The organism is Candidatus Zixiibacteriota bacterium (assembly GCA_040756055.1).
GTDB lineage: Bacteria > Zixibacteria > MSB-5A5 > GN15 > FEB-12.
On record JBFLZR010000003.1, the window covers coordinates 144,441 to 160,601 of the forward strand.

The 16,161-nt window shown below is 51.1% G+C and carries 13 protein-coding genes and 1 riboswitch; of the genes, 11 read left to right on the plus strand and 2 right to left on the minus strand.

Annotation, left to right across the window (positions count from 1 at the left end; all coding sequences use genetic code 11):
* Positions 1–10 precede the first annotated feature (10 nt).
* The 10 genes from AB1483_07155 (at position 11) to AB1483_07200 (ending at position 9,696) form a co-directional block, all read left to right on the plus strand.
* The gene (locus AB1483_07155; GenBank protein MEW6412235.1) at positions 11–709 is read left to right on the plus strand and encodes a DUF1573 domain-containing protein; all 699 of its coding nucleotides are present in this window, start codon (positions 11–13) and stop codon (positions 707–709) included.
* Between the two features lie 101 nt (positions 710–810).
* Complete coding sequence (locus tag AB1483_07160; GenBank protein ID MEW6412236.1) at positions 811–1,425, plus strand: ABC transporter ATP-binding protein; 615 nt, start codon at positions 811–813, stop codon at positions 1,423–1,425.
* Positions 1,397–2,080 carry a heme exporter protein CcmB gene (locus AB1483_07165; protein ID MEW6412237.1) on the plus strand — a complete coding sequence of 228 codons (684 nt, stop codon included), beginning with the start codon at positions 1,397–1,399 and terminating at the stop codon, positions 2,078–2,080. Before AB1483_07160 ends, AB1483_07165 begins: the two co-directional genes overlap by 29 nt.
* 120 nt (positions 2,081–2,200) lie before the next feature.
* On the plus strand, positions 2,201–2,839 hold the full coding sequence (ccsA, locus tag AB1483_07170) for a cytochrome c biogenesis protein CcsA (GenBank protein MEW6412238.1): 639 nt from the start codon (positions 2,201–2,203) through the stop codon (positions 2,837–2,839).
* The gene (locus tag AB1483_07175) at positions 2,840–2,953 is read left to right on the plus strand and encodes a CcmD family protein (GenBank protein ID MEW6412239.1); all 114 of its coding nucleotides are present in this window, start codon (positions 2,840–2,842) and stop codon (positions 2,951–2,953) included. It begins immediately after the preceding gene.
* Positions 2,950–3,387, plus strand: a complete 438-nt coding sequence (locus tag AB1483_07180; GenBank protein MEW6412240.1) for a cytochrome c maturation protein CcmE — start codon at positions 2,950–2,952, stop codon at positions 3,385–3,387. The genes AB1483_07175 and AB1483_07180 overlap by 4 nt, the downstream gene beginning before the upstream one ends.
* A 2-nt stretch (positions 3,388–3,389) precedes the next feature.
* On the plus strand, positions 3,390–5,738 hold the full coding sequence (ccsA, locus tag AB1483_07185) for a cytochrome c biogenesis protein CcsA (protein MEW6412241.1): 2,349 nt from the start codon (positions 3,390–3,392) through the stop codon (positions 5,736–5,738).
* A gap of 61 nt (positions 5,739–5,799) precedes the next feature.
* A complete protein-coding gene (locus AB1483_07190; GenBank protein MEW6412242.1) occupies positions 5,800–6,642 on the plus strand; it encodes a retropepsin-like aspartic protease in 843 nt (280 codons plus the stop codon).
* 80 nt (positions 6,643–6,722) lie between these two features.
* Positions 6,723–6,913: riboswitch (cobalamin riboswitch) on the plus strand.
* 71 nt (positions 6,914–6,984) lie between these two features.
* A complete protein-coding gene (locus AB1483_07195) occupies positions 6,985–9,039 on the plus strand; it encodes a TonB-dependent receptor (GenBank protein MEW6412243.1) in 2,055 nt (684 codons plus the stop codon).
* A gap of 228 nt (positions 9,040–9,267) precedes the next feature.
* Positions 9,268–9,696 carry a hypothetical protein gene (locus AB1483_07200; GenBank protein ID MEW6412244.1) on the plus strand — a complete coding sequence of 143 codons (429 nt, stop codon included), beginning with the start codon at positions 9,268–9,270 and terminating at the stop codon, positions 9,694–9,696.
* Between the two features lie 64 nt (positions 9,697–9,760).
* Here the strand turns inward: AB1483_07200 and AB1483_07205 are convergent, their stop codons facing one another.
* Positions 9,761–11,779 carry a S9 family peptidase gene (locus AB1483_07205; GenBank protein MEW6412245.1) on the minus strand — a complete coding sequence of 673 codons (2,019 nt, stop codon included), beginning with the start codon at positions 11,777–11,779 and terminating at the stop codon, positions 9,761–9,763.
* Between the two features lie 255 nt (positions 11,780–12,034).
* Here AB1483_07205 and AB1483_07210 point away from each other — a divergent pair, with 255 nt between their 5' ends.
* Positions 12,035–14,329: a thiamine pyrophosphate-dependent enzyme gene (locus AB1483_07210; protein ID MEW6412246.1), complete on the plus strand. Its 2,295-nt coding sequence runs from the start codon at positions 12,035–12,037 to the stop codon at positions 14,327–14,329.
* 63 nt (positions 14,330–14,392) lie between these two features.
* Here AB1483_07210 and AB1483_07215 read toward each other — a convergent pair whose 3' ends face one another.
* Positions 14,393–15,901: a flippase gene (locus tag AB1483_07215; GenBank protein MEW6412247.1), complete on the minus strand. Its 1,509-nt coding sequence runs from the start codon at positions 15,899–15,901 to the stop codon at positions 14,393–14,395.
* Positions 15,902–16,161: the final 260 nt, after the last annotated feature.

Here is a 16,161-nt window from a genome sequence, read left to right on the forward strand (position 1 = left end):
TTTGCGGGGTATGTTCAGGGGAACGACAATCATCTTAATCATTGGGATGGCGTTTGTCTCGACAGTTCTCGCCGCGCCCAAAGCCACCATCACTGACAACAGTTTTGATTTTGGCAAGATAGTCCAACACACCAAGGTGAGTCACACCTTTTGGATCAAATCCACCGGCACGGAGCCTCTTCGGATCACCAAAATTGTTCCGGGTTGTGGCTGTACACAGATACCGCTGACGGATTCCGTCATAGCCCCCGGTGATAGCACCGCCCTTGAAATCCTATTTTCCAGCAAGTCGTTCTATGGCCGTATTGTCAAAACGCCATCGATTTTCACCAACGCCTCGGATGAAAAAATCGGGCTGATGATCAAAGCTGAGGTGCTGCTCGAGCCGGACAGTTTAATGCCGTTGAGAGTCACACCTTACGAGGTCGACGTGTCACAGGCCGGTGAACGTGAACGCCGCTACAGCATTTTTCTGATTGAGAACCTAACCAATCGCGACTATACGTTGAAGCTTGTTGACGGCAACGCCGGTACTTTCAAAGTCACGCTGCCGGAAATGATAAAGGCGGGGGAGACGGTTGAAGGAATGGTCGTGGTGAACGATGTATCTACAGCCAAAGATTTCGAAAAATCTATCACTTTCGAGATAGGCGATGATTTCCATACCCGTTACACTCTGCCGGTTAAGCGACTGACCGGCTCACCATGAGGGTTATCGGTAAAACTGGCATTTTGAAGGTGGCTGAACCGCTCTTTGGTCACCTTTTCTTTAAGCTTGATTTTGGACGTTGATTGGCGTTATTGCCCGTGATGTTTAGTCTCAAGGCGCATCAGTTATCGAAAAGGTTCGGCGCGAGAAAGGTATTCTCGGATATAGAGATTGACCTCGCTACCGGACAATCGCTGGCCGTGGTGGGTCCCAATGGCTCCGGAAAGTCCACTCTCCTGAATGTCCTTTTGAAAATGCTTCGCCCCACGAAAGGTACGGTCGAGTACTCCGAGGATGACCGTTTGCTCGACGAAGATGCTGTCAGGTCGAGGATCTCGTTTGTCGCTCCGTATCTGAGCCTGTATGACCACCTGACAGCAGAGGAGAACCTCAGGTTTTTCAGCACGGTCGCGGGGGATTTTGTCACCGGCAAAGAAATCAATGCTCTGCTGGCGAAGGTTGGCCTTGAGGGAAGAGGACAGGATCATGTGGCCGGGTATTCATCGGGAATGAAACAGCGTCTTAAATACGCCGTGGCTCTCTTGAACCGGCCGGCCTTTTTGTTTTTGGACGAACCAACGTCAAACCTCGACGAAGCCGGGAAGGCGCTGGTTACGAGTGTGATTGAGCAGTATCGTCGGGAGTGTATTATCATAATCGCCACTAACGAACCACAGGAGTATGGTTTTGCCCAGCAGGTCTGCCGGCTTAGTTAGCAAGTCGTTCGCTGTGTTCGCGAAAGATATCCGTCTGGAGCTGCGAACACGCTATGCTTTGAACGCTATCCTTATGTTTGGCATCACGACTCTGGCGGTGGTGTCGTTCTCATTGGGGCAGAGCGGGCTTTCGCCGAAGCTGCTGGCCGCGCTCTTCTGGGTTATCATGTTCTTTTCGGCTATGTCGGGTCTGGCACAGGTTTTTATCAGGGAAGAAGAGACCGGGACGGCTTTGGCGCTCAAGCTGACTGCCGACCCGGATTGCATTTATATTGGGAAACTCGTTTTCAATTTCGTTTTGCTGTCGACCATGACAGCCATCGTAACGCCGCTGTTTTTTGTTTTCACCGACGCACCCGTTGATAATCTGCCGTGGTTCCTGGCGGTGCTTGCTCTGGGAGTTGTCGGTCTGTGTGGCGCCACCACTTTGGTAGCTTCGATTATTGCCAAAGCCTCGGTTAAAGGAGCCTTGTTCTCAGTGCTCTCGTTTCCGATTTTGATGCCGCTATTGATCTCCCTGGTCAGCGCGACACAAAAGACGCTCGAGAACGCACCCTTCGGCGAGTTTTCAGCCGAGCTCCAGTTTTTGGTGGCCTACGCCGTGGTGATGGTCACGGCATCCATAATGCTTTTCAAGTTTGTCTGGCAGGAATAGCAGAATTGAAAAAGATGACCAAATGGCTGAACTTTGTTGCTTTTTTACTGTTTGGCTGTATAATTGTGAGAGTTTAACTTAGACCAGCGGGTATTATAGCTCATGTGGTGGAAAATATTGTTGTTCTTGGCGATGTCGGCGGTGATAGTTTTCAGTTTTATCACGCCGATGCCTCAGCAGCAGATTGGTGAGGCCAGCCGTATTTTCTATTACCATATCCCGCAGGCCTGGATTTGTGTCATCGCCTTTGCCATGTCGATGATTTACTCCATCCGATATCTCAAATCGAAAGATTTAGTTGAAGACGACAAGGCTGTTGTCGCCGCCAAACTGGGATTCGTATTCTGTATTCTCGCCACGATTACCGGCTCGATTTTTGCCAAAGTAACGTGGGGCTCATTCTGGAACTGGGATCCCAGGGAAACATCGATATTTATCTTATTGTTAATATACGGCGCTTATTTCGCCCTGCGGGGAGCGGTCGAAGTCGAGGAGAAGAAAGCCTCGCTTGCGGCGGTTTATTCCATTTTCGCTTTTATAACGGTGCCGTTTTTGATTTTCGTGGTACCAAGAATAGTACCATCGCTTCACCCCGAAGACTCAATCGTCGACCAGAACCTCGAGTTCACGATGGGTCCGGTGGTGAGAACAATATTCTTTTCGTCGCTGGCGCTTTTCACGGTTGTCTATTTCTGGATGTACAGCCTGGCGCGCCGGGTTCAGATTTTAGAAAGAAAGCAATTGGAACTGGAGGATTAAATGGACGGCAATTACGTAACACTTATTGTAACGCTGGCCGTATGGATAGGTCTGTTCCTGTTTTTGATGAACCTTGACAAGAAGGTTCGGAAAATCGAGGAGAAAATTAAATGAAAGCCAAGTATATAATTGGCGGGATTGTTATAGTGCTTTTTGTCGTGTGGGGGGCATCCGCCTTTCTCAAGACTACCATTCAATATGTATCGATTCAAGAGGCATCGCGGGCCGATCGTACGGTTCAGGTGATGGGTAAAATAGATTTCGAAAGAGTCGTCTACAACGCCGACCAGTCGCGTCTGGAGTTCGCTATCTATGACGCTGAGGCTTCCGATAAAGCCACTGCCCGGAGCATGAATGTCGTTTATTACGGCGTCGTGCCGGGAAATTTTGACCAGGCAACTTCGGTGGTGCTCAAGGGCAAGGCCGATGGTGACCATTTCGTGGCCGACCAGATGCTGGTCAAGTGCCCGTCGAAATACCAGGGCGAGGGCAATCAGGAGTATCAGGACATAAAGAAACATGACGAAGCGCAGGAGGCCGGAGTATAAATATGAGCGACAACGCACCGGGCGACCTGCTGATTTTTCTTGGTTTCGCTTTCAACATACTGGCCGGCGTGTTCTTCTTTCTTATGGCTCGCGGCAATAAATCGTATGAAAGCCTCGCGAAGAAAAGCTACCACGCCTTCACGATTTCGACAGTGCTGGCGTCGGCCTACCTGTTTTATCTGTTTTTCAGCCACAATTTTGCCATAAAGTACGTTCACGACTATTCCGACTCGACCCTTCCGTTTTTCTACCTGCTTTCGGCGTTCTGGGGTGGTCAGGAAGGCACCTATCTTCTGTGGCTGATGTTCAACGCCTTTTTCGGCTACATTATCATCTACAACGGCGAGCAATACCGCAACTGGGCGATGGTTATTTACAGTTCGGTCAATCTGTTCTTTCTGGTCCTCCTCACGAATCTGTCGCCGTTTGCCATGATGGATTTCATCCCGGCCGATGGCGCCGGGCTCAATCCGCTGTTGCAGGATGCGTGGATGGTGATTCATCCTCCGATTATCTTTGTCGGATACTCGATGGCGGCGATTCCGTTCGCGTTTGCTATGGCGGCGTTGATTAAGAACGATTATTCCGGCTGGCTCAAGAAAGTGTTTCCGTGGGCGGCCATAACGGCGCTTATGCTGGCCGGCGGAAATATCCTCGGTGGATACTGGGCATATAAGACTCTCGGATGGGGCGGTTACTGGGCATGGGATCCGGTAGAAAACTCATCTTTCATTCCATGGTTCGCATCGCTCGCCCTACTTCACGGGCTGGTCATCGAAAAACGCAGCGGGGCTCTTCGCAAAACGAACTTCCTGCTCACCTCTTTCGTTTTTCTGCTGGTGATTTACGGAACGTTTCTTACCCGAAGCGGTGTACTGGCCGACTTTTCGGTTCACAGTTTTGTAGATCTCGGCATCAACAAGTATCTGGTCGGTTTCCTCGTTTTTTATCTCTTGATGACGCTAGTGTTATTCGTGCCGCGCATCAAATCGATAGGACACAAGCCGCTGAATTACAATTACTATAACAAGGAGTTCATCCTGTTCGCGGGCATGACCCTGTTGACCATCTTCTCCATCGTCGTTTTGTTCTGGACTTCACTGCCGATACTTTCGGGTCTATTTTCCAACGAACCCCGCGCTGCCGATTTGGCGACCTACAACGGCTTTGCGCTGCCGTTTGCCATTATGTTTGCTCTGCTGCTTACGGTGTCGCCGTTTTTGAACTACAATAATTTCGTGCCAAATAACTGGAGCAAGAAACTGGTCATAACGGCGATAATATCAGCCGCCATCGGTTTCGGGCTGTTCTATTTCGGATCCGGCTCATCGCTGGTGTTCGCCGTGGTTTTCACGCTTGTTTTGACGGGTTTGGTCATGTTCTTCTTCAAGCGCGACCTCATCAAGTTGATAGTACCCGCGATTGTCACGTTCGTTATTGTTATAGTGATATGCGAGTTGCTTTCGATAGACAAATATCTCTATGTGCTGTTTTTCGCCACCGCGGCGATGGCTGTTGTTTCCAATCTTGTCTCGATCTTCAGTTTCCTTCCTCATCGATGGAAAATCATGGGCGGTCAGCTCACCCATCTGGGGTTCGGGCTGATGCTTATCGGGGTACTCGCGTCTTCGGCATTTACCAGTGATGAGAAACTGGTCCTTCCACGGGGGGACCAGGCTCCGGCGTATGGGCTGGAAGTCTCTTATGAAGGGATGGAACACGATATCACTTTTCCAAAGAACAAATTGTTGCTCAGCTATGAAGAAGACGGCGAGAGTTATGACATCCATCCCCAGTTGTATTTCTCCGAGCGTCTGAACGGCATCATGAGGAAACCGTATATTCAGCGAAATCTGCTCTATGATTTATATTTCTCGCCCGAACAAATACAGGATATGGGTGGAGAGAGTGGTCTGATACTGGCGAAGGGGGAAACAAGGTCGGTCGAAGGCTACGATTTTACTTTCACTGGCTTCGAAATGGGCGGGCATGATATGGGCGAAGGTATGTCGGTTACCGCCAATGTCCTGGTAGCCAAAGATGGAGACACCACTGAGATTCGCCCCGCCGTATCCATTGCGTCCGACGAGAGCGGCAAGCGCACGGTTGACACTCCCGCCACTTTCGGCGAGAACGGTCAGTTCAATGTGACCATCAACCAGATCATCGCCGATCGTCACGCGGTTTCATTGAGTATCCCCGGCTTGTTCAAAAGTCAGGCGCCGGACAGACTGATTCTTTCCATAACCAAAAAACCGGTGATCAATCTGGTCTGGGCCGGTACAACCCTGATACTTCTCGGCACGATAATTGTCTTTCTGCGCCGACGGTCGGAGCTGAATTCGCAATAGTCAGAGCGTAGAATTATTCAAGACACGAATCTTAATTGCCGATTAATGCTCATAGGGAACTATGAGAACAAGATCGGCAATTTTTATTGGCGTGCTCTTACTTCCGGCCATGCTTCAAGCCGGGTCAATACCGTTTAGTCCCCACCGAGGGCTGGTGGAAGTAAATGTTACGCTTGACGGCTACATTAACGGGAGTTTCGGAATCGACACCGGAGCCGATGGGCTCTATATCGACCGTGAGTTCGCCGAAAGCCACAATCTCTCCCTGGGCCCGGTCTCGCAATCCAAAAGAGTCGCCGGGGTCAGCGGTGTCGCTGAGGCTTCTCCGGTTTCCCTGCGGTCGCTGAGGATCACGGACGATGAAACAGTGTACAATCTCTCGGCTGTTGCGGTCGATATTGGCGCGTTGAGCAAACAACCCGAATCGGGGCATCCTGACGGCCTCATCGGCCATGACATTCTCAGGCGATTTTACGTTACGGTTGATTATCCATCACAGCGGATGGAACTTCACGCCTCCGAGCCGGATTTCATCGGCGAAGAATCCTACGAAGAGATCCCGTTCGAGATGCGGGGGCATTTAATAATCGTAAATGTAACCGTCAACGACGATATCACCGTTCCGATGGTGTTCGACTACTGTGCTTCGTTATCGACAATCTCACCTTGGCTGGCCGGACAGATAGGCTATGATCCCGACGAAGACTTAAGGCAGACTCTCTCGAGCGTATCGTTGACCGACGAGGTGTTTTCGGAGAATGTTCAAGTGGCGATAACCGACCATTCATCTTTGCAGGGGACAGTTCCGGGTGCCCGGTTCGAGGGCATTCTGGGGGCGAGTTTTCTCTATCGCTTCAAGATGACGGTTGATTACAAACGCCAGAAAATTTATGTTCACAAGTAGTTCTTGTCACAGAACGTCTTAGAGCCACAACTTCAATAATTCTCCGCTTTTGCTTGACAGGGCAAAGATCAACCATGATTTTACAGTTACATCGTTACGGTGCCGTCGGTGTAGACGGGTAATAGGGAAGACGGTGCGAATCCGTCGCAGCCCCGCTACTGTGTCGGTTACTCTTCGGGCACTTTGCCACTCGTTTGTTGCAGACGGGGAAGGCGCCCGACAGGGGTTTGAGACCGGAGCCAGGAAACCTGCCGTAGCCAAATCATTGTGTATGTCGTCAGCGCGGGCTGAACGTTTACGGGCGAACTCGCCGGGCGTTGGCGGCAGGCCATGGAGGATGCCGTGAAGCGCATTTTTTCTGTCCTCTTGTTGGCAATGCTGGGTGCGACGGGACCCCGGGCAGCCGACACTTTATCTCATTATTCGCAGCAGCCAAGACAACTATCCGACAGCATCATCGTAACAGCCAATCGAGTGGGGATTCCCGCCGAGAAATCGGTCTGGCCGGTTGCCTCTGTTGATCGGAGAAGCCTCGAAAATCAATCGGGACTTGAGACCGCTCTGGAAGGAAGGGCCGGGCTCGACATTCGCAACCACAGCGGGTTCGGATCAATATCGACTCTATCCAACTGGGGGCTTTTCAATCGGCACATGCTTCTTTTGTACAACGGCCGGGTGGTCAAAGATTATTCGCTGGGAGGGTTCAATCTTTCGGATTTCAGCAGTGAGGAACTTCAAAGGGTCGAAATACTCAAAGGCCCGCAGTCGGCTTTCTATGGGGCCGATGCTATCGGCGGCGTTGTTAACCTGATAACGCCGGACGCAATGACCAATCGCGCTGCGCTATCGGTCAAACAGGGAACATTCGGCTTTCAACGATACCTGCTCAATCTGTCGCGTCGTTTTGGAAGTTTCGGTTTTGCCGGATACGCGGAAATCAGCGAGGCCGCCAACCACCGGGAGAATGCGGGCGCTGAGCGTATGGTTTTCGATCTGAAAACATCGTACCTCAGCGCTGACGCGCGGCACAGCCTATCGGTCTCCGCCAGGTATTTCGAAGACTCTCTGGGTGTTCCGGGACCGGACCCTCTTGACGCTTATGTGCCGATTTACGGCTCGGATGATGCCTGGTCTATGTATGACCATCAGCTCGATGAAAATTACTCGATGGATTTTCAATACCGTTTCGATGACAGCGTTTTCGGGTCCGCGCAGGTGGATGCCTTCTGGGAAAAGAAGAATCTCGACTACAACTCTCTGTATAATTACCAGTATTCCTATTATACCTATGATGAAAGCGTGACCCCGGTGGATTCGTTTTTGAATGTGGAGTCGGTCGATGTTCTGTCGCGCTCCATCTATAATAAGCGTTCATTCGGGGCCGGCGGTCGTTATGCGCGCGGATTCGGCCCCGGACAGCTTGCCGGCGGAATTGACTTTCTTTCCGGATCAATTCGTTCTACCACCGATGAAACATCGTTGGCATCTAATATTGAGGGTCCCTACGCCCCGTACTCGTACGAATACGGCTCTTACAACTACTGGCGGGGGTCGCAGGATCAGTTCGATATCTGGTCAAGCGCCGTTATCGATGCGGTAGGAGGCTTTCAGTTTGACCTCAGCGGCCGTCTGCAATTTGTCAAATCTCGAACGACTCAACCATCTTATAATCTTGGCGCCACCTTTTTCGCTACGGAGGAGTTGTCTCTGAAAATTGGCTACGCCTATGCCTTCCGGTTGCCGTCGATATCGGAACAGTTTGCCGAAGATGTTTTCACCGCCGGTAATGAAGAGATTAAACCTGAGACCTCGCGTTCTCTTATCGGAACCGCCGAACTTTCACTGCCTCGGCAGGCGCTGCGAGGCAGACTGACGATATTTCACCAGACGGTCGATTCGCTCGTCCAATACCAGTTCGATCCGACCAGTTTCTATTTCGTCCCCCGAAATGTCGATCGGTTCAAGACAGTCGGTATTGATATCGACATCCAATATCGTCCGTTTGTAGAGCTCGGACTGAGCTTGAACACCGTTGCGCAGCAGGCCCAACAGACGATTGAAGGGACGGGAGTTTATGTCGACGCGTTTTATGTTCCCGATCTGAAATGGCGATTCGACGTGACGGGTCAAAGGGACATCTTTGGCTATGGTTTAAATCTTACCTACACTTCGGATCGGTCTATCTTACAATCGGGCAGAACTCGGATTATCGATGCTGTATATGAGTTGGGGTTTTATCTGAGTGCGTCAGTGGGAAGCAATATCTCGCTGAGTCTTACCGGCTATGACCTCACCGACCAGAGACGGCCGGATCAGTTCGGTTTTTCGGAATTCGATGATAATTATCCTTCGCCCGGAAGGCGTTTCATGATCGGGGCCACCTACAGTCTCTTTTAGGCGGAGGCGATGATTCGCGTGGGCGAGCTTGCCCCTAGATAGGCTTGCCCACAAATTATCTCCAGCCGGGAACCTTTGCGTCCCGAAAGTTATTAATCAGATACCGAATAATATTTTCCAGCAACTTAGTTCAAAGCAATTCGAATATTGTTGACAATCTGCGGGGCCGAAGGTATATAGCCGGCCCGACAATTACGTTACCTTTATTAATCTTGGGCAAGCAATAAAATGAACAAATGGCATTTTGAGTACAATCTGGATCCCGATGTTGAGAACGGCATCATGTATGAGAAGATATACGGCATCTGGCGAATTGAGACCGCCAACCATTATTATGATGATTATATCGAAGAGGCGAAGGAACTGGTTAAGAAACCCTGGGCAAAGTTAATCGATTTGTCCAACTGGAAGACCGGTTCACCCGAAGTAATCAGTAAGATCGGTGAGCACCTTGATTGGTGTCGGAAGAACAACATGGTCTGGTCGATAAACATCATCAACAACCCGGTAACCTATGCTCAGCTTAACAAGATGTTCGCCAAGGGCGGCACCAAGGACATCTCCAAGACATTCCGCAGCAGGGAAGAGGCCGAGCAGTTTCTGAAACAGCAGGGTTTCAACCTCAAAAAAAACAACGGCACTCCGTTTTCAAACTGACAAAATAATGCCCAACCCGGCCGAACCGGATTGGGCAATTCGATCTCACGGCCGGGCGCCGAATTTACTTCAGGTATCTCTTAAACCACTTATTTATCCACTCCAGGCGAGCGATACGTCGATCCGGACGACCGTGACGCGACAGACCGTGCGGTTCCTCGGGGAAGCGTACCATTTCAACCGTCTTTTTCATCGACTTCAACATGGCGAACATCTGCTCGCCCTGCTCGATGGAACAACGCAGGTCGTTTTCACTGTGGATAATCAAGACCGGTGTTTTGATGTTCTGATAGTATGTGATCGGCGAGCATTTCTTGTAGTTCTCCGGGTTTTTCCACGGGAAGCCGTCGAATTCGCGCTTGAGCGACCAGCCTATATCGGATGTTCCGAAAAACGATGTCAGGTCCACTACCGAGCGCTGAGTTACGGCAGCCCGGAACCGATCGGTGTGGCTGATGATCCAGTTGGTCATGTAGCCGCCGTAAGAACCTCCCGTGACGCCCATTCTCTTTGAATTGATGAAACGTTGTTTTTCGAGATGATCGGCGGCTGCCATGCAGTCCATGTAGTCGAGTTCACCCCATCCTCCGGAAATGGCCCGGGCCCATGTTTCGCCCTTGCCGGCTCCGCCGCGAGGATTAGTGTAGAATACAACATACCCCTGAGCCGCCAGGTATTGCATTTCATGGAAGAACGTGTGGGCATACTGAACTCTCGGCCCTCCGTGAATCTGCAAAATTGATGGATATTTCTTGGTAGCCTTGAAATTCGGCGGCAGGACTATCCATCCCTGGACCTCGGTTTTATCGAAGGCGCTGAAGCGAACCTCGCGGGTCTTGCAAATAGTGACCTCGTTGCGCAGAAACTTGTTGAGTTCGGTCACTTTGCGGACGCGCTTCTCCCCACCATAAACGGCCGGGAGAATAATTATTTCGCCGGGATTGTTCAAGTCGGCCTGTATTATAGCCACGGCCCGCGTGGCGCCATTGAGGGAGAAGCCTTTGATGTGGCATTTGCCGGCGAAAACGCGAGTCGGTTTACCGCCCGCGGCTGGGATATAAAACAGGTTGGTTGATCCGGTGTCCGATGACAGGAAATAAATCCGCTTATTATCCTTCGACCAGATCAGTTGTCCGGCATCGTGCGCGTCGCTAGTGTCGCAGATAGACTGGTCGTACACCATACGATCGAATTTCGGCATCAGGTCGCGCGCTTTCGGGGTTCCGCCAACTCCCACCTTCCATATATGGACGTTCGTGCTGCCCCAATCATCGTCGGGGTTGCCATGTCCCATGTAGGCTATAGACTTGCCGTCCGGTGAAAATTTGGGAGCACTGACCGGCCCGGCGGGGGTACCGACCTTTCTCTCCTTGCCGCCGTTGGCAGGCATTATGAACAGATCCTCGCGCAGCAACTCTACATCGGGGTCCGCGGACCTGTTGGACACATACGCGATCCAGCGTCCATCCGCAGACACTGTCACCTGCGTGTTGTCGCGGTTACCTTTTGTCAACTTGGTGAGCTTTCCTGAGGCGACTTCCAGGGAGTAAACCTGGAACCTGTCTTTCGGCAGGAATCCTGACCCATCGAGGCGATACCACAACCTCGTAATGTGTCGGTAAACCGGCGGTTTCTTTTTTTCATCCTCATCTTCGATGAAGTGCGAATCATTATAGCGAAGGCAGAATATCAGTCTCGTGGCGTTGGGGGACCAATTCAGGTTGGTTATGGAACCATCGAGCTCTATCACCTTTTTTTCCGCCCCGCCGGCAACAGGCATAATGTAAATGCCGGTTTTCTTGTCCCTGGTCGAGACAAAGGCAATCCGACTGCTGTCGGGTGACCAGACCGCGCCGCCATCATTGTGGTCGCCGAAAGTGAATTGCTGCGTGGTCTTCTTTTTTAAGTCGTAGACGAAAATGTTGGAAAAGTACTTCTTCTTTTCCTTGTCCATGCGCTCGACAGTGTAGGCGATTCTCGTTTCATCGGGAGAGAATGAAACCGAGGTCGGAATTCGGAGATTGTAGAGGTCTTCCGCTCCGATAATTCGCTTTTTGGGGGCTTTACGGGTCGATTTTTTCATACCTTTTCTTCCTGTTTCCTAACCGTTTGAATAACAAGCAACTTACATAGAAACCCCTTCCGGGACAAGCGAAAAAAGCCTCAGCGGCAAGAAGTCACACTTCTAGGCGGCTGATGGGCAGAAATAGTTTTACCTTTTTACGCAAATAGGCTATTTTTCCGGGAAGCATTTTCACGCAGGGGCTGTTATTGATATTTAATGCTGTAAGTAAATCGAGAACATGTTGTTTTACATAACAAAACAGGAGAGGTAGCCTTGGATATTATCGCAATCATAGACAAGGTTCAGCAACTTGAAACCAAAGCTAAGACCAGACCCAAAGATGACGAACCGCTAAAAGAATACTCGGGCAAGACCCCCAAACAGCTTCGCGGCATGCTCTACACCATGCTCAAGGCAAGGCGGGTGGAGCGCGAGGAGAAATTGCTCCTTCGCAAAGGATACAACCGTTTTTTTATCGGTTGTGGCGGCAAGGAACTGGCCGATGTCTGCTTTGCCGATAACCTTCGCAAAGACGACCCCTGGGTCGGATATTACCGTAACAAGGCTTTCGATCTTCACCGCGGCTCCACCCTCGAAGATAAAATGCTGGAGGCGATCGGCGACGCCCGCGGGCGAAACAAAGGCATGCAAATACCGGCGCACCCCGGCTATCCCGACATGGCCATTCTTCCTCAGTCGTCGCCCACCGGCGGTCACGCCCTCGAGGCGGCCGGACTCAGTGAAGCGATAAAACATCCTTTGCCGATATCCAAGCAATCACATATTCCCGGCGGCGCCTACCCGACTGACGCCATAACGGTCTGCAGCATCGGCGAAGGCTCCACTTCGGAATCCGAATTCTCTCGCGCTGTCTTTTATGCCGCCTTTTATAAGACCCGGTTCATCGCCGCCATTTACAACTGCGGCTGGGCGATCTCTGTCTCGGTAGAAGAACAATTCCCCGAGGGTGATCCTACAACACCTTACGAGGGGTACCAAAGATTTGGCCTGAAGATAATGCAAGCCGATGGTACCGACATCAAGGACTGCTTGGCCAAAGTAGCCGAAGCGATAGAATACACCCGTGGGGGAAACGGTCCGGTGCTCATGAATATTCGCACCACCCGCGAAGGTTCGCACTCGGGTTCCGATGACCAGTCGTTTTATATGGATCCGGTCGAACAGGACTGGCACACCTATAATGATTGCATTCTCAAGACCGCCAATACGCTTATCGAAGATAATATCGTGACCGGCGCGGAGATCGCCGCCATGTGGGATGAACTTGACAGGAAAATCACCGAAGAGTCCCAGAAGGCGGTCTCGACTTTTCAGCCCAAGACAACCGAGCTCATTCAGAAGTATGTCTACACATACAATTTCGATGATGCTAAGACGACCTGGAAGAAATTCAGAGACGCGTCAAATGTTGACCGAAAGGCGAAATTCAAGGAGTTCCACGAAAAAGGCTATTTCAGCACGCCGGAACTGCCCGAAAACGTTGGCCCGATGACCATGAGATTCGCCATCAACTACACTCTCTTTGACCTGTTTCTTCTTTCAGAGGATGTTCTTATGTTTGGCGAGGATGTCGCTGATTTCTCAGGTCACATGATTGAAGAGATAGAAAAACAATCCAAGCTCAAAGGGAAGGGCGGCGTATTCCTGGTTTCGAAAAATCTGCAGCGTGAATTCGGCAACAACCGTTGCTTTAACACGCCGCTCGATGAAGCCGGAATTCTCGGTCGGGCGTCCGGGCACGTTTACCAGGGAAGACGGCCGATACCGGAGATTCAATTTCTGGATTATATGTCGCCGGCTTATCAGGTGCTCAAGGATCGTATCGCGACGACCTATCAAAGGTCGGGCGGTCTGTTTAAGATGCCGATGACGATCAGGACAACCTACGGCGGCTATAAACAGGGTGCGGGAGCTTTCTGGCATTCCGAGGGTAATCTCGGCACGTGGATGAATATCCCGAGTCTTCTGATAGCGGTGCCCTCGAATGCCTACGATGCCGCCGGGCTTTTAAAGACAGCCTGGGCTACCGACGATCCGGTCCTGTTCTGTGAATCGGTCGCCCTGTATAACAGGCGTGACTGGGAAGGCGTCCCGATCGAGACTCGCGTTCCGGAAATCGACGAACTTATCCCGTTCGGTGTCGCGAAAGTATATGACGAAGACAACACCGATATCGGCATAATCACCTACGGCGCTACCTTCCAGATGGCCCGCAAGGCGGCTGAACTTGTCAAGGAGAAGGGGATCAAGGTTCGGGTGGTAGACCTGCGTACGGTCAAACCGATGGACGAAGAGACTATCCTTCAGACCGCCAAGGACTGCGGCAAAGTGCTTGTCGTAACCGAGGACCGATTCCCCGGTGGAGCCGCCGGCACTATTTCGTCGGTCATCACGCGCGGCGAGGGCCTGTATTATCTGGAGGCTCCTGTCAAACTGGTGACGGCGATCGATGCCAGAGTGGCATACGGTGTCGATGGCGACAACGCCTGTCTGCCCAATGTGGACAAGATCACGGCGGCTATCGAGGACCTGCACCACAACTATTGAAATCGAAGAATATCACCGGTGAATTAAGAGCCGTGCCTTATCGACTGAGGCGCGGCTTTTTGATTAATGACGTTTGAAAAAGGCAACGAACTTGCGCCGATCGTCCGGTTCGAGAATGAAATATGCCGGCACCGACGCCACCAAAGCCACCGCGATAACATCGAAAGCCAGACTGATCCAGCTCGCCGGGATTACATATGTGCGCAGAATCAGTGACACCGGCGCCGCCACCACGACCGCCAGAGAGGCCGAGACAGCGAAGGTCCGTAAAATCTGTCCGAGTGGAAGCCGCAAAGCCACTGACATGAAGTAGGGGTACAGCGTCAGGTAGAAGACTACTTGAGGAACCGCATTGGCCAGCGCCATACCGATTAGATTGTATCTCGGTATCAGGATAATCGACAGGATAATCTTTACCGCCGACTCGGCGATCAGGGTGTAGAGGATATAGCGATGCTGCCCGATGCCGAACAGAACAGAGTTGCCGATTATCTGGGGAAGAAATACAGAGGTGCCGAAGGCGAGAATCATCATTACATCAGCAGCTTCCGCAAATTCGGGGGGGAGCCAGAGGTTCACAAACGGGCGAGCAAAAACCACTACCCCGACACCGAGCAGAAATGACAGGTAGGAGATATATTTGATTCCCCTCAGATAGACATCGCTCACCTTTTCGATATCGCCCGATGCCTCGATGTGCGATATGGCCGGCATCAGCGGCGTTCCAATGGAGTTTATGATATTGCGCAGGTACAGCATCAACTGCGCCCCCGGATTGTACACTCCGGCGGCAACCGAAGAACTGAGTATTCCGAGAAGGAACGTGTCGGTGTTGAACATGATCAGCCATCCGATGGTGATCCCGAACGAGACTCTGGAATAGCCCAGCAACATTTTGACGGTGGCCGCATCGGACTTGCCAAGCAAGAATCGCACTTGCGGATGAAGTTTCCTTAGCCAGATGACTCCGGCGATATGTTTGGCGACACTGACCGACAATATTACCAGTGCCAGCGCCACCAGGCCATACCCTAATTTGAGCAACCAGACCATTATGAGCACGCGGACGATTTCTTCGATTATCGCCAGTACGCGTGTAATGTCGTGTCTCTGAAATCCGGCCAGCGAATTGCCGAACGGCAGCAGATAGAAGTTAAAGGCCATGAAGGCTCCGAGAATCAAAAGCGCGTTTTTGCCTTCAGTGATCAGGGCCGGATCGCCGATTTTGAAATAACCGAAAAAGAATGTTACGAACAGGTAGATTCCGCCGAATACAATCGAGCCCACCACGAAATAGAGCAGGTTCGATGTACTCAGTATCCGGTTGATTTTATCGTAATCGCGTTCGGAAAGGTGGCGGGAAATGTACCTTGTCAGCGCCGAGGTGAGACCGATATCGAGCAGAGAGAAGTAATTGATAGTCTGAAATATTATCACCCAGACGCCGTAGCGGGCATCCCCGAATACCGAGGCTATATATGGGACAAAGAAGAAGGTGATGATCAGTCGTATTAAATATCCGCCCCAGGAAGACAGGATATTTCGAACGAGCTGCTGACCAATCGCGACCAAAACCGGAGACCCTCTCACCTGCAGAATGCCATTTTGGATCGAATGCGACTTCTGGATTGCATTCGGTGACTTTCGATGGACAGTATAATTCTTTTTTCGACGCAAGCTCAAGGTTAAAAGCTCGTACTGCTTCTGTGAAGTTAGTTTTGGTATTGAACGATAAATACGAATTTCCCGCCCTGAGCTCGCAATCTGTCCAATAAAGTACCTAACTTCAAACAGACTACCGCACAACGGCTTATGGAAAAATACAATTTTTG

What these genes read in the sequence shown, in the direction of transcription:
- AB1483_07180 (MEW6412240.1), top strand. Translation starts at nt 2,950, where the DNA reads ATGAAAGCCAAGTATATAATTGGCGGGATTGTTATAGTGCTTTTTGTC.
- AB1483_07160 (MEW6412236.1), top strand. Translation starts at nt 811, where the DNA reads ATGTTTAGTCTCAAGGCGCATCAGTTATCGAAAAGGTTCGGCGCGAGA.
- AB1483_07200 (MEW6412244.1), top strand. Translation starts at nt 9,268, where the DNA reads ATGAACAAATGGCATTTTGAGTACAATCTGGATCCCGATGTTGAGAAC.
- AB1483_07175 (MEW6412239.1), top strand. Translation starts at nt 2,840, where the DNA reads ATGGACGGCAATTACGTAACACTTATTGTAACGCTGGCCGTATGGATA.
- AB1483_07190 (MEW6412242.1), top strand. Translation starts at nt 5,800, where the DNA reads ATGAGAACAAGATCGGCAATTTTTATTGGCGTGCTCTTACTTCCGGCC.
- ccsA (MEW6412241.1), top strand. Translation starts at nt 3,390, where the DNA reads ATGAGCGACAACGCACCGGGCGACCTGCTGATTTTTCTTGGTTTCGCT.
- AB1483_07155 (MEW6412235.1), top strand. Translation starts at nt 11, where the DNA reads ATGTTCAGGGGAACGACAATCATCTTAATCATTGGGATGGCGTTTGTC.
- AB1483_07205 (MEW6412245.1), bottom strand. Translation starts at nt 11,779, where the DNA reads ATGAAAAAATCGACCCGTAAAGCCCCCAAAAAGCGAATTATCGGAGCG.